Raw genomic sequence first — 19,674 nt, 5'->3', positions numbered from 1 at the left:
GGCCACCCTCCCTTTTCTTCCATGCTATTCGCTAGGACGAAACAGAGTGTGTGGACAAAAGCTATAGCTCCATCGAACTTTTGCGTGCGAGAATACGCTTATGGATGGAGGCTGCCATTTTCTTAAACACGTCCGGCATTTCTTTGCCCGCGAACTTTTTGCATAGGGTACCGTACAGCGTAAGATCACGCATTCGCATAAATAACGGAATCGATTCATACCACATATCTTCTAATCGATGCTCGGTTTCATACCCGTTCCGCAGAGCGGCTAGCTGCATGCGGGCAAAGGCGGCTCTCTCCGCTTCCGTTCGTTCCTGTCGAAGCAGCGAATAGTACAGCACAATAGCAATATCGTGAATAAAATAATGATACATCGCATCATCAAAATCAAATACGGTGATGTTTCCGTCCATATAATGAAAATTTCCATGATGAATATCCCCATGCACAAGTCCGAAGGTAGCCTTGGTGCGAGGCAGCTTTTGAATGTCCGCAGTAATCTCCTGGGCAATCTCTCTGATTTCAACCTCTTCCATGCTGTGAACAATGTTCCATTCGTTCTCCTGCCAATCCGGCCGCACTTTCGTTTTTGGATAATCCATTGTGATTCGATGAAGTGCTCCGATGGTTTTGCCCCATGTATAAAACAGTTGCTCATTCCATACCGTCGCATCTCCTTCCTGCACACGCTCTCCCGGGGCAAATTCAAACAAGGCCATAAAAAAAACGGTACCGTCCGCCGCTGCTGCCTCTTCGACCAAGTTGCCATCTCGCGAGCGATGCGGACGCGCTACCCTTGCTCCACGGCTTCCCACATATTCAAGAAAGGATAATTCCGCATCCATCTGCGCAAACGTTCGATGTGATGAATGCGTAAACCGAAGCACATATTTCTGTCCGTTACAATCCCTCGCTTCATACAGATAGTTCTCAAAATCCCCCACCTGCTTCCCGGCTATCACCCCGAAGCACTCCGCCCCTTCCTTTATAATTTCATCTGTAAAAACATTCTCTACCGCCACTTCCATTGCACATCGCTCCTTTTTTTACTGTATATGTATAGTTCCTCTCCTTTCCTGCTATTTCCTTTTCTATCTTACTAAAAAAAGAACTGCCGGCTCTTACCTCCGACAGTCCTTCTGCTGTGTTACGTTACTGGGTAATACCCAGCAGTTCTTCAATTTTCGATTTCACATTCTTGAAGCCTTTATCACCTGCAGCCCGATACACGAGCTTGCCTTCCTTATCAAAAAGGAAGAAAGCAGGAACAAATTGGTTCTCAAATGCATCGGTCATGGCGTGCGTATTATCCACAGCTACCGGCTGCACGATGTTATACTGCTCAATGTCTCTTTTTACTTTCGCGACATCAAGGTCACCTTCCTGCTTTGGCATGTGAATGCCGACGACTTTCAGCCCGTGGTCTTTGTACGCATCCACATAGGATACGACTTCATCCATCACTTCATGGCAAATGTGGCACGATACCGCCCAGAAGTGGATCAGCACAGGATGTCCCGCTAGATCTTCTGGTGTAAAGCCTTCATTATTGAACCATTCCGTTGCCCCGGCAAGCGAAGGCATCGGGGTTTTCAGTCTCATTGGCATACGAATCGCCCTCCCGAATTATAATGTGTTCATGCCTGGTTTCCAGTTGGCCGGGCACAGGCCGCCCGCCTGCAGCGCTTGAAGCACGCGGAGCGTCTCATCTACGGAGCGCCCTACATTATCATCGGTTACAACCTGGTATTTTAATTCGCCTTCCGGGTCGATGATGAATAATCCGCGCTGCGCTACACCTTTATCTTCTACTAAAATACCATAATCACGCGCAACTTTGTGCGTTAAATCGGCTGCAAGCGGGAAATTCAGCACACCCAGTCCGTTGTCGTCGCGGGATGTATTGATCCATGCGCTGTGTGTATATACAGAATCGGTGGAAGCACCGAGAATTTCCGTATCAAGCTCAGCAAATCTTTCATACGCATCGCTGATTGCAGTAATTTCTGTCGGACACACGAATGTGAAATCCATCGGATAGAAAAACAGAATCAGCCATTTGCCACGATAATCAGCAAGCGATGCCTTACCGAATTCTTGTCCGTTCCCAAGTACTGTATCCATTGTAAAGTCTGGAGCTTTCTTACCTACTAAACGTTCTGCCATAATAAAAATCCCTCCTGAAATAATGTATCTGTTCATGCTGTATCCTAAGCCGTAGGCCGGATTAGCGCCATCCCAAATCACAATTCTCTACGTACTGGCGCACCGGCTTCATCTCCGTCTGTTGCACCTTTTTCGTAAGTTTTTCTCTTTATAGTTATTGTTCCTTACATGAAATGATTATAATTTAATAACGAAAACAAGTCAAGACTTCTCCACCTTTTTCTTTTCATTTATAGATAAGGAATATCCTCCGGTTTTATTTTTTACTATAAGGGTAAAATACAGGTGAATTTACAGAGGTAGAGGTGATACGTTCCATGGATGAAAACCGCATTTCATTTCGTTTAAACAACAAAGAAGTGCATGCTAAAAAGGGCGAAACCATTCTGTCCGCAGCCGAAGGACATGATTGTTTCATCCCAAATATTTGCTATCATTCGCAGCTCGGCTCAATGCAAACATGCGACACGTGTCTTGTTGAAGTAGACGGGGAATTAAAACGCGCCTGTGTTACAGAAATAGCGTCTGACATGCAGGTAGCCACTACTTCCTCAATTGTAAAAGAAGCGCAATCCGAAGCGATGTCGCGCATATTAAAAAACCATGAGCTATACTGTACGGTCTGTGATAATAACAACGGAAACTGCAAGGTGCACAACACAACCGAGTACCTGGAGATGGAGCATCAGAAATATGAATTTGAAGCAAAACCGTATGAACCCGACTTCTCCCATCCTTTTTACCGTTATGAGCCTGATCAATGTATTCTCTGTGCGCGCTGTGTAGAAGCGTGTCAGGATTTACAGGTCAATGAGACGCTCAGCATTGATTGGAGCCGCGAGAATCCGCGTGTCATCTGGGATCAGGATGTGCCGATTGATCAATCCTCCTGCGTCTCCTGCGGACATTGCGTCTCGGTCTGTCCGTGCAATGCTTTGATGGAGACATCCATGCTGGGTGAAGCAGGATACTTGACAGGCATTACTGGGAATGTGCTCGCACCAATGATCGACTTAACGAAGGAAGTAGAGCCCGGGTATCGGGAGATCTTCATGGTATCCGAGATGGAAGCATCCATGCGCAAGTCACGTATTCAACGTACGAAAACTGTCTGTACATACTGCGGGGTCGGCTGCAGCTTCGAGATCTGGACCAAAGACCGCCATATCCTAAAAGTCGAACCGCAGGAGGAAGCGCCGGTTAATGGTATCTCTACCTGTGTGAAGGGAAAATGGGGTTGGGATTTCGTCAATAGTGAGGATCGATTGAAAAAGCCGCTCATCCGCCGCGGCGACCGATTTGTCGAAGCGAGCTGGGATGAAGCGCTAAGCCTGATCGCAGAAAAGCTAGGAGGCATTAAAGAACAGCACGGGGCGAATGCGATCGGATATATTGCATCCTCAAAATGCAGCAACGAAGAAAACTACCTGTTCCAGAAATTCGCGCGCGCGATCATGCAAACAAACAACGTAGACAACTGCTCACGCTACTGCCAGTCTCCCGCTACTGCAGGACTTATGCGTACGGTCGGATATGGCGGCGACACCGGAAGCATCCGGGATATTGCAGGAGCGGGCCTTGTCATCATCATCGGAGCAAACCCTGCAGAATCGCATCCCGTACTTGCTACCCGTGTCAAACGAGCACATAAGCTGCACGGACAAAAACTCATCGTCTCTGACCTGCGCAAGAACGAGATGGCTGAGCGTGCTGACATCCACCTGACTCCGAATCCAGGCACGGACCTCGTCTGGCTCTCTGCCGTCACCAAATACATCATTGATCAGGGCTTAGAAGACCGCGATTTCCTGCGCAAGAAGGTAAACGGCTTTGAAGAATACCTCACTTCCCTGGAAACCTATACGCTCGCCTATGCGGAAGAAATATCCGGCATACCCCAAGCTACATTAATTCAGGTTGCAGAAATGATTCATAAAGCCGGATCAACCTGCATCCTTTGGGCTATGGGAGTCACCCAGCACATCGGGGGCACCGATACAAGTACGGCTATCTGCAATCTGCTGCTTGCAACCGGTAACTTCGCCCGTCCGCATACAGGCGCCTACCCGCTTCGCGGCCATAATAACGTACAGGGCGCGTGTGATTTCGGCACCATGCCTGCTTGGTTCCCAGGGTATGAGCTGGTCTCTGATGACAGCGTACGAACGCGGTACGAAAAAGCTTGGGGCGTAAAACTCCCACAGGAGCCAGGTTATGACAACCATCAAATGGTGGAAGCGATTGATAAAGGCGATATCAAAGCGCTATATCTCTTTGGAGAAGACATGGCATTGGTGGATGCCAATGCGAACCATGTAGCCCAAGCGTTTAGCAAGCTGGAATTTTTCGTTGTACAAGACGTATTCTTCTCGAAGACAGCGGAATATGCGGATGTCGTCCTGCCAGCCGCACCAAGCCTTGAGAAAGACGGTACATTCACAAATACAGAACGCCGGATTCAACGCTTCCATAAAATATTCGAACCGCTGGGCGATTCGAAGCCGGATTGGCTAATCATTCAGGAAGTAGCGAATCGACTGGGCGCAAACTGGTCCTATACACATCCAAGAGAGATTATGGCCGAAGCTGCTTCCTTGGCACCCTTGTTTGCCGGTGTCAGCTACGAGCGTCTGGAAGGATGGAAGAGTCTAACTTGGCCTGTACACCCGGACGGAACAGACACTCCGCTTCTATACGAGAGCGGCTTCGCGTTTGCCGATGGAAAAGCCCGTCTTTATCCGGTACACTGGACACCGCCGTTCAAACCGGGAAAACCATTTGATCTGCATATTAATAACGGACGGCTGCTTGAGCATTTCCATGAAGGTAATATGACATATAAATCAAATGGATTGCGCCATAAAGTACCAGGGCCTTGGCTTGAGGTCTCTCCGGAACTAGCACAGGAACGCGGGATCAAAGATGGCGCATTGGTACGCTTAACCTCTCCATATGGCAAAGTGGAGGTACGGGTACTTGTGACGGATCGGGTACGGGGCAATGAACTGTATCTTCCTATGAACACATCGAAGAAAAACGAAGCGGTCAACCATCTAACAAGCAGCTATCATGATAAAGAAACCCATACACCAAACTATAAGGAAATGGATGTAACCCTTGAGGTACTCGAAGCCGAGGGGGAGCCGCCGCTGCCAAGGTACAATCACCGCTTCGCCACACGTAATCCGCAAATGGGCGTACGTGTAGAAGAAAAGTGGGAACGTCCGGATTACGAGCCGATCGCAGAAACACTACGGAAAGAGAGGGATCGTTATGGCGAAGCCGATACGACACATTGAATATGCGACACCTACCGAAGCGGAAAAACAAGCCGAATCATTAACCGAGATTCTACAAGCGATAAGCGAGAGCCGGGAAGCTATTCTTATATTCTTGGATATTCTGCGGGACATGCAAACGTCCGGTGCGCTCGATATCATACAAGGAATGCTCAAAAATAGAGAGGAACTGGGCTCTCTTGGCATTAAGTTCATTAATGTGGCGAACCTGCCGATTATGATGAAAAACCTCATTATCGCCTCACAGTTCCTCGGCAAAATGGATCCGATACAGACCGAGCGAATCTTCAAAGGGCTTCAGCACGGATTAGAACAAGCCGCTAATCCAGAAGATCGACACACCACCGGAATCTGGGGGCTGGCCAAGTCCTTGCGCGATCCGGAGATTAACTCAGCGCTCGTTGCCGGACTTGACTTCTTACGCGGCATGAGCCGAGAGTTGCACAAAGAACGGGAACATATCAAACGCGAAGCGAATGAACATGTCTATCAAGATCCGCTCAAGCAAAAATCTGCACATTGACCGTTCTACCGAAAAGACTGCGGGCCCTCCGCAGTCTTTTTGGTGTATGCAAACAGGCAGCACAACCAGGCCAAATTGTACGCTTGTACCGTTTCCGCTTTCTCCCCTATACCATACAATACTATATCCACAATATTGTATGGGAGTGCAAATCTTATGGACATTAATGCGATTATAAAAATCGTAAAAGAAATTCCACGCAGCCAATGGACGGATGAAAAGGCGGTAAAAGCAGCGTTAAAGAAGGCAGGACGAACTACAGGGAAAACCTTCACAGAAGCGGAGCTGACCAAGTATGCACAACAGTTCAAGCAGTTAGCTAAAAACCCATCGCCGCTTACCCTGATCTCCATGCTGTTAAAAAGCGGTGTCAGCATGAGCCAAATTAACGACATTCAAAGAAAGATGCGTTCGAAGTAATCATATACGAGAGGAAAAGAAACGGTATGCCGAACAGCCACATCCGGTGCTCGGCATACAACTTCCCCTCTTGATCTGCGCGCACATGAAATGTCTCATTCAACGGCAGACGGAAAAGCATACCCGCCACGGCGTAATAAATCCCTTCATCTCCACCACCTTCAGCACGAGGCACACTGGTTAGGATTAAGCCGTCTGATTTGTCATGTCTTACTCGCAGAATTCCCGTCATGTTCCCAAATGGCAGCGGAAGAGCAATATTCATATACCTCTCCTCTTGATCTGTATGGGATGAATACACAGCGACAAAAACGGCTGTACCTGTCTTCTTATCGGTGCGCACCCATGCCCGCACATTTTCCCTACCGTCCCGTGCGCTATGTACAGGAACAATCCTTCCATCCATCACTACTGGACCGTCCGTATGATTCAGCGGAAGGTTAAGCTGCTCCATTCGCTCTGCAAGCGGCTTGTATACCCGTGATAAAATCCCAAACATATTCAACCATCGCACCCACGCTTCAAGTTCATATGCAAGCGTATGCTCATAGAAATGTTGAATGCGGGAATTCAGGCGAGCGATATGAAAGAACCGACTCTCATACACGGAAAAGTCATCAACCAAACCAGTACACTGCGCGCGAGAAGAATCTATCCATCCATTCCGCTCGAGAAAATCAGCACCGATTCGCCCTCTCCCTCGCATGCGGCTGTGCGGAATACTAGAAGCAGGAAAGCGCGCCTCGGGATGGATATAGGCCCAGGCAAGAAAACCAAGAAATACAAAGCCAAATGCATTGCCTGTCCCGTGGACAAGCACCATCGTTGGAATGGAGACCACCTCCATCCCAAATCCTCTTCCCACCCCATACGCTATAGCAAATCCGATTGTAAAAAGAAGTGACAGCGAGGAGAGCAGCAGCAATGCCTTTGCATATCTACTCGCATGTATAGAACGGGTAAGAGCAAACGTATAGTACACATAAATCATAATACAGCAGGCAAAAAACAGCACCGCAAGCCATTCCATTGTACGCGAATACGTAATACCAACCGCGATAAGCAGCGGGCTGATCGTATTGCCTATAGCCATAAAGCGATACAGACGTCCCTTCTCAACCATACGCCCAACAAGTCCACTGCAAATAGGAACCGAAAGCGAAGAAAAGTGAAAATGGATGGCTGTTAATAAAATGATGAGACTGCCAAAGTGCATAATATTCAGTCCGAAGCGTTGTGCCGTAAACCAGAAGCCACCCAGCATCATATACATCAGACCCGCATCAATACAAAATTCCTCCAAAAAATAAAAGCCCCGTTCCAAAAAACGAAGCAGTCCATACCATCCAACTATGCACGTAAACAACAACCACCCCAGCGAAAGCAATCCTGCAATCGGCCCAGCCGGGTAGACAAACGATAGAGCACCAAGCACGGCAAGCGGGATATGCAACCGCCGAATCGTTCGATAGAGTTGAGATGTTTTCCCATATCGACTCCTACTCTTCGTAATCAATAGCGCGAGCGGAACCGTAACAAAAAAAGCAAACAGCAATAATCGCTCGATATACCCTACAGACAGCACAACCCAACTCAAAAGCCATAGCACCATGCCTACTCCGATGCACATCCACGCCCCTCTATTCATCATATCTCTCCTTCTAGACTGCGCTCTTTCACCGGTTTCACACGACCCGGCACCTCGCCTGGCGATATATCAATATAGGATGTGCGGAAGCGGCCTATGTACTCAAATAAAGTTCCAATGAGCGGATTACGCACCCGAACATGGATGGAAAACATATCAGCATCTTCATGATAGCGCTCCGTCACATCCGCATCTGCTCTAAGCCATGCAGGAAGCCGGACAGACGTCTGACCGATAAGCATCCATTGCCCGGTCGATACTATGCGAATTCCGCCATCCTCAAGTATGTTTAACTCTAAATCCGATACAAAATCTTGATGTGAACCGAAATAATCAACAATGCTCTTTTTTTGCCTATTGTAGACCATTACCGCATCAAAATGACGCGTACGTGTTGGAAACTGAAAGGCACGCGCCCAAATGACACATTCCCTTGCATAAGAATCACGATAGGCATAGTTCTCCAACCGAAACGGTATATGCCGCCCCCTCTCTGGAAACACCATCCGTCTCTTCGTTCCCAAGTAAAAAAGCGGACGCAAAAACGCCCAACCCCCGCGAATTTCTTCCATTGTACCGTGTGAGATCGCAGCTCTTCCACAGGTACTCGTCAATCCAAATTTCTCCTGCAGCTTAGGATGCAGGCGCTCATATCGCTCCCCTAAGGCTAGCTGATAGATCGACTTCATGCTCATCCCACCCGTTTTCTTTCTCGGATACACCGCTTCGCATCCGGAAGATGATGCCGATTGATCAAAGCGATGAGTGACAATGACATCATAAGTACATTTAAACTAACTGGATTGAACGGTGCTGTAAAAACAGCTGCATCACCCAAAAATGCACCTGTCCCAAGACCGAGCAGCAAAATAATAGTCAGAAGAAACCACACACGTTGTCTCCAGAATAAGAGTGTACTAATGCCGAATACGATCTCCAATATGCCTGCGCCTATCAGCACAATCGGCCCAACAGAATCGGGGGAAATGCCCAGTCCATGAAGCAGCGCCAATTCACCAGCATCTCGGTATATTACCTTTGGAACCAATCCTTGATAGATCCACACCAACGCAAGCGTCCAGATACTGATCCACTGAACCGCACTGCGGCTAAAGGAAATTTCGGGGGCAATGCCCTTCTCCAGCCACAGACGCAGGCAATCGAAGCTCCAAGCGGTTGCCCATCCGATCAATGGGCGAAAAGCAACTGCGTCCAGCCAGCGCCCACACCAGCCGAAGCGGGTACGATAGTCATATTGCGTCACAAAGCGCACACCGCTCTCATGTGGGCTGTACTTCCAATACCCGCTGCCTTCACGGATCAGCGAGAGCGGATGCCCGGTCCAAAACCTAAGAGACGATGTGCGCTCTCCGGCCTCATTCGTATGGGAGCCAATACTCTCCCCTTCACCGATAATAGAGAGACCGAATCCGATATGAGTCCGGTACAAAAAACGCTGAGGCTTTGTCTCTTCTTCCTTCGGGAGATACGTAATCTGCGAAAAACGCAGATCCCATCTCTCATGCTTATGCGGGTTTTGTGTATACTCCCACAACGTATTGACGTCTGTCTGTATCGCTGCTTCCACATATACCGGCCGTCTCTTGCTCATATTCACGCTCCTTATCCAGTCCTCCTGCCTGTATCGCGTTCCATCCTATTGGGTCATACTAAGACTGTATAGCTTATGCTTTAATTGTAAAAAAAGAAAAAAATGTTAGCAATAAAACAATTTGCTTCTCAAGTGATTTCTTTCTCCTTGTGCTGGGTATGTAGAGTAGTACGGCACTTTTAACAATCTTTATTACATTACACGGGGGGCAGCCAAAGCAATGGAGAGAATAGAGCACGTCTACAGCATAGAATATGAATGTCCGGTATATGGCGTTGTATATTACCGTACGATTCCGGCCCGTACATTTGAAGAAGCAACGTGGCACATTCACAGTACACAACCGGATGCAGTCATTCGCGCAATCTCTCTTTTAGATCCTGAATTGTATATGGACCAAGAGGACACATGCACCCAGACCAGCAGCAGTTTATCTTTTTTCTAGAAAACGCTCAGCTCCCATTCCTCTGCTATGTGCTGCAATAGCTTTACACCTGCCGCGCTGTTGCCGGCTTCATCAATGGCGGGTCCGTACACCCCGATGCCGCAGCCGTTGTGAAACGGTGTTACCTTATGCTGCCTTGCAGGCACCGCAGTCATGATACCGCCTGACACACCGCTTTTTGACGGCGCTCCCACGAATGCCGCAAACTTCCCTGACGCATTGTACATGCCGCACGTCAGCATGACAGCTTTGGTCAGCCGTGCCAGATCAGCAGGCAAAAGCTGCTTTTTATGCAGCGGATTATATCCATCACAGGCAAGCACAAGACCGATCTTCGCCAGATCCTCTGTCGTAACCTCGATAGCGCACTGGCGCAGATAGACATCAATCGCACTGTCAACCCCGCAGGCAAGATAGCCTTCCGCTTTCAAGAAATGGGCGAGCGCAAAATTATAGTGTGCGGTTTCTTTTTCTGAAGCGAACACAGCTTCATTCACTGTCGGTCGCCGGTCAAGCAGGCGCTCCATCATGTCAAGTAGCCCCGCAAACTTCTCCTCACGGGTGTCACCAGGCAAAAGGGACGCCACCACAATCGCACCCGCATTAATCATCGGATTGAATGGCCGGGCGGGCTTTTTTAATTCAAGGCGCATAATGGAATTGTATGGATCTCCCGTAGGCTCTACATCGACATGATCAAGCACATAGGGCAGTCCTCTTGTCATACACGCCGTAATGAAGCTAATAACCTTAGCAACACTCTGCATGGTAAAGGTATCATGCGCTTCGCCGCCCGTAATTACCTCTCCGTCATACCCCATAATACAGACACCGAGCGCTGTCGGATTCGCCTCTTTAAGAAGCGGAATATACGCTGCACACGCCCCCTCCCTCGTATATTTGCGATGCTCCCTCACCCATCGTTCCAAATGTCCTGCACATATATTTTTTGTCTGAAACGCTTTTCGTTCGTCCATGTTCATCGCTGCTCATCCTCCCATGTCACTCACGCTTCTTAATGCAGGTAGTATTCCCTACCGAAAAAAAAAGAGACGCCTCCACGGATTCGCCTCCCTTTCCCATCATGTTTTTTGTCTTCTCCTTATATATAACATCATCAAAAATACCATATAAAACAAACACAACAGCAGTACAGTAATGGTGGAGGGGTGATGCTTGGACACATAAAGCAGCTCATCCAACTGCGAAGCTCCCTCCATACTTCCTCTCTCCCATAACGCTTGCTGCTGCCAAGCGCTTCGCTCCCAGAATTCGCTTGCCTGCCAACGGGCAATGCTATATGTTATCATCAATCCGAATCCTGCGAGTATCATTTGAATTCCATATATCGCGCCTCGCATCCTACTTCCCTCTTTCTTTTTCAATTTCGCCCATTTTCTTATAAAACTATCATACCAGTATTTTATTTCCATTTTATTAACATTTATAAAATTTTTCAAAAAAATTTCATGCTTCCAAATCATGCATGATCGCTTATGAGCACGAACATTTCTATTTCCCTACGCATATTACATGTAATAAGAGTGGATGTCTGCAAGGTTGCTGACAAGGAGGAATGCACTATCAGCCGGGAGAAAAGCGGTATTATTACTATTCCTGTTCGCTGTTCCACGCTTTGGACGCTTTGTGTCCATGTATATGCCTATCTAAAGATTTGCCTTCATCAGGCTGCGAAAAAATAAACAGGAAGAATTCGCTTACAGATGAACTGCGTGTTTATCTGTATTTTTTCGTTCACATTTTTGACACATTCGACAAAAATAGAAGGCGCTTCCACGGAATAGACTCCTATCGTTTGACAAAATTCATACGTCTTACATGGGATAATTAGAAACGAAATTTTAATTCTAGAATCTATACAAACGGAGGTTTTTATGAAAGTGGAATGTCCAGTATGCTACAAACAATCGTACGCAGTGCAGACAAACGCAAACAAAGGAATATGTGAAGTATGCAGTGATACCATTGAATTTGGCTACCCTTCTTTTCCTGCCTATCGACTGGAGGAGAATACCGCGGTCATTCACCAGCATCATAACCGCTATAGCAGGCAGGAGAAGGCAGCGGTAAGTTAACCCTTTATTACATAGGAAGTACGCGAAGAGTCTTTCGCTAGAATAGGAATGAGAAGACATACACCCCCTCTCCCGCAAGCGCGGAGGAGGGGGTGTGCTTCTTTATGTCACAAATTTCGTGCTGGCGGTGTCTTTCCTATGCAGGAGAATATATTCTACAGAACTCGGAACCTATATGAGTGCTGGTACGTATATTATAGAGGAGCAAGGAGGACACAACTATGCATTCATATTCATCCCCCGCCGCGCGTACCAATACGAGGCGGCCAAAAAAAACAAGAAAAAAACACAAGACATCCGCTTTTAAAAAATTCGGACGAGCCTGTATAGCCGTCCTTCTCGTATCCATCATTGGTTGGATAACAATAAGTTCCATCGGAGAACACTGGGTCCGCAAGGAAAAATTAGCAGCGTTTGAACATCCCAGCGCTACGTATGTTGAGGTCGAAAAGATGCCTGATTATGTATGGCAGGCATTTACAGCAATTGAAGATCACCGCTTTCCCTATCATCCAGGCGTCGATCCGCTCTCCATTGGGCGTGCTCTCTGGGTAAATCTCTCCACAGACAGCAAGGCACAGGGTGCAGGAACGATCACAATGCAGCTTGCACGCAACTTGTTTCTTACCCACGATAAAACAATGGAGCGCAAGCTAAAGGAAGCGGCCATCGCGGTCTATTTAGAACAACGATATACAAAGCAAGAGCTGCTTGGCATGTATCTGAATACGATTTATTTCGGTCATGGAACGTACGGTCTTGAAAAAGCATCCCAATACTATTTCAGCAAAACGGTACGCAAGGACGGAGAAGATGCAACCATCAGCTTAGGCGAAGCCGCGCTGCTGGCCTCCCTGCCTAAAGCGCCTGAATCTTACTCTCCTGTCAAGCACATGAAAAAGGCTAAGCAGCGGCAGCAGTTGGTTCTGAATAGAATGGAAGAACTCGGCTTTATTACCAAGAAAGAAAAAGAATACGCGCTGAAACAGCCTATTGTTATAAGCAAAAAGCCACCGTTCATCTAATTGAACGGTGGTAACTATTCTACGTTCATCCACTTCTCCTCGAGCTGATCGGCAATAAAGGAAAGACGATAAATCTGTCGTGGTCTTCCCTTCGCTGAAATCTTCTCTACTCCGACAATCTCCACCAGTTCCGCATCCAGCCACTGCAGCAGGATTCTATGTGTGCTTCGCAAAGTTACGCCTATAATTGAAGCAAGTTCCTGCGCCGTGTATTCAAGCTTCCCCTGCCGGGCTACCTGTGCCATCAACCGGCTCATGTATGCGGCTGTCATGCCCGCCTTCTCTGCTTTATCTAACAGGTCAAGATCTGTAATGGACAGCTCATATACCATCGGATGGCCGAATTCCACCGGACCGATGACACTTCGATCTTCTCGCACAATAAAGCAAATATTCCCTCCGGCTTCCGCTGCCTGGCGCAGCGCTAGACGCGCATGCGTTCCCGCCTCATTTGCCGATTTACCAAACCCGATTCCCATGCTGAGGGATACCCCTAAAGAAGTCTTGGAATCCTGTAGTAATGGAATCGTTTTGTAGCCTCTCGTCTCTCGTTCAAAAATACCGCGCGTTGTAAAAAACAAATACTGCGCCTCACCGAGCGTCGTCAAATAGCCGTCCAAACACTTTACATAATCAAGCAGCATCCGGTGCGTATCAAGCTTCAGCCGTTGAATGTCATGCTCAGACCCAAGCCGTTCCGATACGCGACCGAAGCCGTCCACCTGCACAATTCCGACCACAATCTGTGTTTCCTTTTTCCTTCTTGTCTCGGTTGATAATAGCGCCCGCTCCAACGCATTTGTAATATCCTGCTGTGCAGGGATGACCCATTCATACGGAATATCAGCTTCCATTAAGCGACAAGCTACGGAATGCATACCTGTCAGTACCGCTGTCTTCTCACCGCTATGAACATTCTCTTTATGGAAGCGGATCACTTCTTCCGCGGCAGCAATCGACGCACCTTCAAAATACGTGGCAGGCGGCAGAACTTCATCCAGTTCTTGAAATACTTGCGCGACAAAAGATTGTGATATGCTGTCAATGGACAGCGCATGAATACCATACGCTTTCTTCAAACGAAACAATGCACTAAATAACCCTGAGCCTGTAAGCGGAATGTAGTGAACAGGAATGGCGAAATCCATCGTGCCTTTCATTACTCTATATACATGGTACTCGCAGATAAGCAGCACTTCGGCTGTCTGCATCACTTTCTCGGCCAGCACAAGGGCTTGTGTTTCATTCTCATATATATGAAAGGAGGGCGCAAAGGATGGAAAGGCTTTTAATGTATGCCTTACTTTGTGTACAATTGCCTGCGGTCCAATAACTCCGATCGCAATGCCTTCATGAATGTGAATCGGCAGCTTCATAAGCATATTCTCTTCCTCCCTGATGATAAACATCTACCTTTTTTATACGGAAGGAAGCGAATCCGCCAGCCACTTTGCGCGGTATCTTTTGACGAAAGCATCATCATGAAGATGAGGATACATTCGATAGACCCGATCGATTTCCTCCATCTGCCCTTCCGATAGATCCTCATCCGGATTAAGACACCACCGCCCTGCTAGCAGACCCTGCCGCCGCAGCACCTCATGGATGCCCGCAATGCATCCAGCAAAGTCATGACCTGGATCAAAAAAGGCCGCATTCGCATCTGTAACCTCAACGGCTCGCGTCAAAAGTTCGGCCGGAACGGCGCCGCTCTCTCGCACAAGCTTAATCTCTTGTAAAAGCGCTACCGCTTTCTCGGTCCATACCGCCCAATGCCCAAGCAAGCCACCGACGATCCGTTTTTTTACTTCCCGGCCATCTATCGTAAAGGAGAACTGTGTAAGCAGATCTACGATAATATTGTCATCATTTCCCGTATACAGGGCAATGTCTTCACAGCGTACAGACGAGCAGACCGCCCGTACCACATCAAGCGTCTGGTAGCGGTTGAACGGCGCCATCTTAATCGCCATTACACCGGGAATATCGGCAAATGCCTTCCAAAATGCAAAGCTTAAGATGCGCCCGCCAACAGACGGTTGAAGATAGAAGCCGAAAACCGGAATTACCTGCGCGACCCGTTCGATATGACGCAAAAGCTCTTCTTCCGAGAAATCGGATAATCCGCCTACGCTTACCAGACCAAGATCATAGCCCAGGCTCGCAGCCAGCTCGGCTTCACGCACCGCCTGATCCGTCGCTCCGCAAATGCCTGCTACTTTTAGAAATGGACGATTGAGACGAGCCCGCTCCACCTCTTCCGCCGCCAACCGCAGAACCGTTTCATACAGCGCAATTTCCGGATCACGTATTTCAAATTGGGTCGTATGCACACCTACCGCAATCCCCCCTGCTCCCGACGCCATGTAATAACGGGTTAACGCCCGCTGTCTGTGCTCATCAAGCGTACGCGCCTGTGTAAGCGCAAGGGGATGAGCGGGAATGACCGTTCCTTCATGCAGCAGGTTGTATCGTTCTTCAGATAATGTGTGATTCTTCATTAAAAAGCTCCCTCCCTTTCCTGGAAGTGTGTCGGCTTCTGAATCGTCTCGCCTCCGAGTTGTACCCACTCTGCCGTCCAATCGATCATCTGACGCAGGCTTACTTTAGGATATCCGAACAAACGGTGGCTCTCCGATGCATTACTTAGAAGCGCTGTAGTCTCCTCTTGATTAATAAATTGCGGGGCGACGCCAAAGCGCGTACCGAATTGCTCTGCCAGCCAGCGAACGGATACGGTTTCAGGTCCGGTGACGTTCAGCACACGAGGCGGCATGTCACAGATAAGTAAGGATCTAAGCGCATATTCATTCGCATCTCCCTGCCAGATCACGTTGGCATGCCCCATCCGTAAATCAATCGGCTTCTGCTCATACACTGCACGCGCAACCTCAAGCAGGACGCCATAACGCATATCGATCGCATAATTTAAACGGAACTGTACAAGCGGAATGCCGAATTTGCGTGAAAAATGTTCAAAAATCCGTTCACGTCCTAGGCAGGATTGCGCATATTCTCCAACCGGTCCTACCGGATGCTCTTCTGATGCTCCCTGCATAGCCAGCGGGGTCAGCGGATATATGTTTCCAGTTGAAAAGGATACGATACGCGACCGTTGGAACCTCTCTGCAACTCGACCTGGCAAATACGCATTCATCGCCCAGGTGAAGTGCTCATTTCCTTTCGTTCCGAACTTGGTTCCTGCCATGTATATAATATTTTTCGTCTCCGGTACAAGCGCAAGACCGCTTTCTTCTAACAGATCAGCCGCGATGGTTTCTATGCCTGCACGCTCTAGCTCTTCACGCAGACCACCGGAAGAGAAACGCGATACGCCGATGACCCGCTTGTGTATTCCTGCCGCTTCGATCGCACGTTTGGCCAAGACGGCCAGACTCGGTCCCATCTTCCCACCGACACCTAGAATCAGAATATCCCCCTCAATTTTTTGGATATCTCTTACTAACAAATCGGAAGGTTCTGTTAATTTTCGTTCGACTTCTTGTATGGTTTTCAAGCGTATCATCCTCTCTATCCTGTTCTTACTCCCATCTTATGGGGCTGTCGATTAAAAGACAAGTCGATAAACTGTCTATAAATCTGTACGTTTCCCACAAATCGTCTGAATCATTTAATTTGATTGACGAATCCAATCCATCAACTTTATCATGGGAGGTATCCGATCACCTTACATATGTATAAAGGAGGCAGCAAGATGAATATGGAGCCAACCACCATGATGGAGCAGATCATAAGCTCGATCAATCAGGAAGTCATCGGATGGAGACGCTATCTTCATCAGCACCCAGAGTTATCCTTTCACGAACAGAATACAGCACAATTTGTCTATGAGACACTTGAATCATTCGGTCATTTGATTCTCTCGCGCCCGACCCGAACGAGTGTAATGGCCCGCCTTATCGGCATGAAGCCTGGGCCGGTCATTGCGCTGCGGGCCGATATGGATGCCCTGCCAATCCAAGAAGAGAATACTTTCGATTTCACGTCTCAAAATCCTGGTGTCATGCATGCCTGCGGTCATGACGGCCATACGGCTATGCTGCTTGGTACGGCCAAAGCCCTTACCCAGTTGAAAGAACATCTTCACGGAGAAGTCCGATTTTTGTTTCAGCATGCTGAAGAGACATGGCCAGGCGGTGCTCAGGAGATGGTGGATGCCGGTGTTTTAGAGGGCGTAGATGCCGTCTTCGGCACTCACCTATGGTCTCCGCTTGATGTCGGTAAAATCGGGATTGTTTACGGACCGATGATGGCTTCGATGGATAAGTTTACACTAACGATTCAGGGACAAGGCGGGCATGCCGCCCTGCCGCATCAGACGATTGACAGCATCGCTGTCGGCTCCCAAGTCGTGACAAACCTTCAGCACATCGTATCACGAAACACCGACCCGCTTGATCAAGTCGTTGTCTCGGTAACCCAATTTACGGCGGGTACCACGTTCAATGTGATTCCTGATACGGTGCTGATTCGCGGGACTGTGCGTACGCTTGATCAAAAGGTCCGCACCTCCCTGCCTGTATTGATGGAGCGAGTCATTAAAGGGATTACAGATGCACACGGTGCTACCTATAACTTTGATTATGTATTTGGCTATCACCCAGTTATCAACAATCATCAGACTACTGCTTTTATTGAGGATATCGTTCTGGATGCATTCGGCGAAACTACGATTGATCGAATGAAACCGAATATGGGCGGTGAAGATTTCTCCGCTTTTCAGCAGCACGTACCGGGTACATTCTTTTATGTAGGAGCCGGAAACAAACAGAAAGGCATCATTCATCCTCATCACCACCCAAAGTTCACCATTGACGAAGACGCGCTGACAACCGGTGTTAACCTATTTGTGCGCATCGCTTTGTCTTTTGCCGAAAAAGCACAGACCATGGGGCTTGCGGAGACGAAACCACAATCCTCATTATCCTAACGCAAAAAAAGCCCTCACGTCCGGTATGAAAACCTGACATGAGGGCTTTTGATCATACTATAGCAGTTCGATAAGCGTCTTACCTGCAAGCACAACGAGGAAAAGCAGGCCGCACAATACAATCGCATTTTTTCCTGTCGTATTCTTCAACTCACCCATCAGTTTCTTATCGTTAGCCAGCATAAATAACGCAAGCCCGATCAGCGGAACAACCAGAATGGTAATGGGCTGCACAAGCAGGATCAACTGCACCGGAACCTTGCCGAAGGTTACGCCAATAATACCGCCAAGCGCCATAACCCCCATAATGAAAAGCCTCACAACTTTCGTATTCAACCGACTGCCGTAGCCAAGGGCATCTGAAAGCATAACGCCTCCAATAATTGCATTCCCTGTTAAGGAAGAGAAGGCGGCTCCCCATAATCCGATCATGAATACCGCTGTCGCCCAACTGCCAAAAAGCGGTTCAAGCGCCTTTCCCATATCCGCTGCTGAATTCACTTTAATCCCCTGCGGAGCTAGAACAGCCGCCGCACTGACCATAATAAGCAGGGAAATTAACCCCAATAGAACGATTCCTGTATAAGTTTCACGAGAACCCTGCTTCGCATCTGATGCTCGCCATCCTTTTTCCTGTACCAAATACGACTGATACAACGCTCCAACTACTGTGAAGGTCGTAGCTACCAAACCAATAACCATCATAATCGATCCGTCCGGAACAATAGGAACAAGCCCGCCTACCATACCGGATAGACTCGGTTGCACTAAAAGCACGGTAAAAAGAAAAGATAAAAGCATAATACCGACCAACACCAGCATCACTTTCTCTAACACTTTATAGAAGTTAGCAAAGAAAAGCAGCGAGATGCTCAACAGCGTAAAAATTGCGCCCCATACCTTAGCTGATGTACCGGTTAGAGCCGCTACCGCCATCCCTGCTCCGATCACATTGGCACCCTGAAATGTGGATGTCACCAGAAAACAACTGACACCAATCACGATGCTCGCCCAGGCACCCCATTTCGTCCGAATTGCCATCAATAACGACTGTGAAGAGGCCATACCAATACGCGCACTCATCTCCGTAAACGCCGCCATAAAAATAACAGAGAGAACCACAACCCATAATGTCTGGTAGCTATACATCGCACCCATCTTCGATGTTAATGTCACGCTTCCCGGCCCAACGACCAGTGCCGCTGTGATAATCGCGGGACCCAGAGAGGAAAGCCAGCTTCTCTTGCCAAGCTGCGGTTGATATGCTTCTCCGCCTTGTGCAGGCTGTACTCCTTCTTCAAGCTGCTTCATTTCCATACGCTATTCCTCCTCATACTTGTTGTCATCTTCAACTGCCGGATACGTTTCTCGTCATTAAAATACCGTTTTGTCTGCACCCCCTCCATTTTCTGTTTGTTAATTTTCATAATTTTCTATGTTTTATTAATATGATTAGTTAAATCTTATGCAGGCAATCCATAAAAGAC

The 19,674-nt window shown here is 48.1% G+C and carries 19 protein-coding genes; 7 read left to right on the top strand and 12 right to left on the bottom strand.

From position 1 onward, the window contains the following. Nucleotides 1-61 precede the first annotated feature (61 nt). From AB3351_RS04545 to AB3351_RS04535, 3 genes are all read right to left on the bottom strand, one after another. Nucleotides 62-1,030, bottom strand: coding sequence for a phosphotransferase enzyme family protein (locus AB3351_RS04545; RefSeq protein ID WP_371145938.1), 969 nt, complete (start codon nucleotides 1,028-1,030; stop codon nucleotides 62-64). Between the two features lie 124 nt (nucleotides 1,031-1,154). Further along, nucleotides 1,155-1,610: a redoxin domain-containing protein gene (locus tag AB3351_RS04540; RefSeq protein WP_371145937.1), complete on the bottom strand. Its 456-nt coding sequence runs from the start codon at nucleotides 1,608-1,610 to the stop codon at nucleotides 1,155-1,157. A gap of 18 nt (nucleotides 1,611-1,628) precedes the next feature. Next, nucleotides 1,629-2,168: a peroxiredoxin gene (locus AB3351_RS04535; RefSeq protein WP_371145936.1), complete on the bottom strand. Its 540-nt coding sequence runs from the start codon at nucleotides 2,166-2,168 to the stop codon at nucleotides 1,629-1,631. A gap of 317 nt (nucleotides 2,169-2,485) precedes the next feature. On the opposite strand from AB3351_RS04535, the gene fdhF reads away from it, so the two are divergent. The 3 genes from fdhF (at nucleotide 2,486) to AB3351_RS04520 (ending at nucleotide 6,410) form a co-directional block, all read left to right on the top strand. After that, nucleotides 2,486-5,467, top strand: a complete 2,982-nt coding sequence (gene fdhF / locus AB3351_RS04530; RefSeq protein ID WP_371145935.1) for a formate dehydrogenase subunit alpha — start codon at nucleotides 2,486-2,488, stop codon at nucleotides 5,465-5,467. Continuing rightward, nucleotides 5,442-5,990, top strand: a complete 549-nt coding sequence (locus AB3351_RS04525; RefSeq protein WP_371145934.1) for a helical membrane plugin domain-containing protein — start codon at nucleotides 5,442-5,444, stop codon at nucleotides 5,988-5,990. Before fdhF ends, AB3351_RS04525 begins: the two co-directional genes overlap by 26 nt. Before the next feature lie 156 nt (nucleotides 5,991-6,146). Beyond that, nucleotides 6,147-6,410 carry a hypothetical protein gene (locus AB3351_RS04520; RefSeq protein WP_371145933.1) on the top strand — a complete coding sequence of 88 codons (264 nt, stop codon included), beginning with the start codon at nucleotides 6,147-6,149 and terminating at the stop codon, nucleotides 6,408-6,410. On the opposite strand, the gene AB3351_RS04515 is transcribed toward AB3351_RS04520, so the two are convergent. The 3 genes from AB3351_RS04515 to AB3351_RS04505 are packed head-to-tail and all read right to left on the bottom strand — an operon-like array spanning nucleotide 6,376 to nucleotide 9,670. Next, nucleotides 6,376-8,061: a YndJ family protein gene (locus AB3351_RS04515; RefSeq protein WP_371145932.1), complete on the bottom strand. Its 1,686-nt coding sequence runs from the start codon at nucleotides 8,059-8,061 to the stop codon at nucleotides 6,376-6,378. The genes AB3351_RS04520 and AB3351_RS04515 overlap by 35 nt on opposite strands. Further along, entirely contained in the window at nucleotides 8,058-8,747 is a 690-nt protein-coding gene (locus AB3351_RS04510; RefSeq protein WP_371145931.1) for a DUF4166 domain-containing protein, read from the bottom strand. The genes AB3351_RS04515 and AB3351_RS04510 overlap by 4 nt, the downstream gene beginning before the upstream one ends. A 2-nt stretch (nucleotides 8,748-8,749) precedes the next feature. Further along, a complete protein-coding gene (locus AB3351_RS04505; RefSeq protein ID WP_371145930.1) occupies nucleotides 8,750-9,670 on the bottom strand; it encodes a DoxX-like family protein in 921 nt (306 codons plus the stop codon). Nucleotides 9,671-9,890: 220 nt separating this feature from the next. On the opposite strand from AB3351_RS04505, the gene AB3351_RS04500 reads away from it, so the two are divergent. After that, entirely contained in the window at nucleotides 9,891-10,115 is a 225-nt protein-coding gene (locus tag AB3351_RS04500) for a hypothetical protein (RefSeq protein WP_371145929.1), read from the top strand. Here the strand turns inward: AB3351_RS04500 and AB3351_RS04495 are convergent. Both AB3351_RS04495 and AB3351_RS04490 read right to left on the bottom strand, forming a co-directional pair. Then, the gene (locus tag AB3351_RS04495; RefSeq protein ID WP_371146263.1) at nucleotides 10,112-11,092 is read right to left on the bottom strand and encodes a glutaminase; all 981 of its coding nucleotides are present in this window, start codon (nucleotides 11,090-11,092) and stop codon (nucleotides 10,112-10,114) included. The two genes, AB3351_RS04500 and AB3351_RS04495, sit on opposite strands and share 4 nt — an antisense overlap. Nucleotides 11,093-11,197: 105 nt before the next feature. Next, nucleotides 11,198-11,476 carry a DUF4306 domain-containing protein gene (locus AB3351_RS04490; protein ID WP_371145928.1) on the bottom strand — a complete coding sequence of 93 codons (279 nt, stop codon included), beginning with the start codon at nucleotides 11,474-11,476 and terminating at the stop codon, nucleotides 11,198-11,200. Nucleotides 11,477-12,010: 534 nt separating this feature from the next. On the opposite strand from AB3351_RS04490, the gene AB3351_RS04485 reads away from it, so the two are divergent. Beyond that, entirely contained in the window at nucleotides 12,011-12,211 is a 201-nt protein-coding gene (locus AB3351_RS04485; protein ID WP_371145927.1) for a hypothetical protein, read from the top strand. Between the two features lie 221 nt (nucleotides 12,212-12,432). Next, nucleotides 12,433-13,236, top strand: coding sequence for a transglycosylase domain-containing protein (locus AB3351_RS04480; protein ID WP_371145926.1), 804 nt, complete (start codon nucleotides 12,433-12,435; stop codon nucleotides 13,234-13,236). Between the two features lie 14 nt (nucleotides 13,237-13,250). On the opposite strand, the gene AB3351_RS04475 is transcribed toward AB3351_RS04480, so the two are convergent. Genes AB3351_RS04475 through AB3351_RS04465 form a run of 3 tightly spaced genes read right to left on the bottom strand, consistent with a single transcriptional unit; the run spans nucleotide 13,251 to nucleotide 16,753 of the window. Then, nucleotides 13,251-14,618, bottom strand: a complete 1,368-nt coding sequence (locus AB3351_RS04475) for a hypothetical protein (protein ID WP_371145925.1) — start codon at nucleotides 14,616-14,618, stop codon at nucleotides 13,251-13,253. A gap of 36 nt (nucleotides 14,619-14,654) precedes the next feature. Beyond that, nucleotides 14,655-15,737: a dihydrodipicolinate synthase family protein gene (locus tag AB3351_RS04470; RefSeq protein ID WP_371145924.1), complete on the bottom strand. Its 1,083-nt coding sequence runs from the start codon at nucleotides 15,735-15,737 to the stop codon at nucleotides 14,655-14,657. Then, nucleotides 15,737-16,753, bottom strand: coding sequence for an NAD-dependent epimerase/dehydratase family protein (locus tag AB3351_RS04465; protein WP_371145923.1), 1,017 nt, complete (start codon nucleotides 16,751-16,753; stop codon nucleotides 15,737-15,739). The genes AB3351_RS04470 and AB3351_RS04465 overlap by 1 nt, the downstream gene beginning before the upstream one ends. Nucleotides 16,754-16,957: 204 nt before the next feature. Between AB3351_RS04465 and AB3351_RS04460 the strand changes: the two genes are divergently transcribed. Beyond that, nucleotides 16,958-18,187: a M20 family metallopeptidase gene (locus AB3351_RS04460; protein WP_371146262.1), complete on the top strand. Its 1,230-nt coding sequence runs from the start codon at nucleotides 16,958-16,960 to the stop codon at nucleotides 18,185-18,187. 57 nt (nucleotides 18,188-18,244) lie between these two features. Here the strand turns inward: AB3351_RS04460 and AB3351_RS04455 are convergent, their stop codons facing one another. After that, nucleotides 18,245-19,504: an Nramp family divalent metal transporter gene (locus tag AB3351_RS04455; protein WP_371145922.1), complete on the bottom strand. Its 1,260-nt coding sequence runs from the start codon at nucleotides 19,502-19,504 to the stop codon at nucleotides 18,245-18,247. Nucleotides 19,505-19,674: the final 170 nt, after the last annotated feature.

The organism is Aneurinibacillus sp. REN35 (assembly GCF_041379945.2).
Taxonomy (GTDB): domain Bacteria; phylum Bacillota; class Bacilli; order Aneurinibacillales; family Aneurinibacillaceae; genus Aneurinibacillus.
The sequence above is the reverse complement of the archived record's forward strand: the minus strand, read 5'-3'. Positions and strand labels throughout refer to the sequence as shown.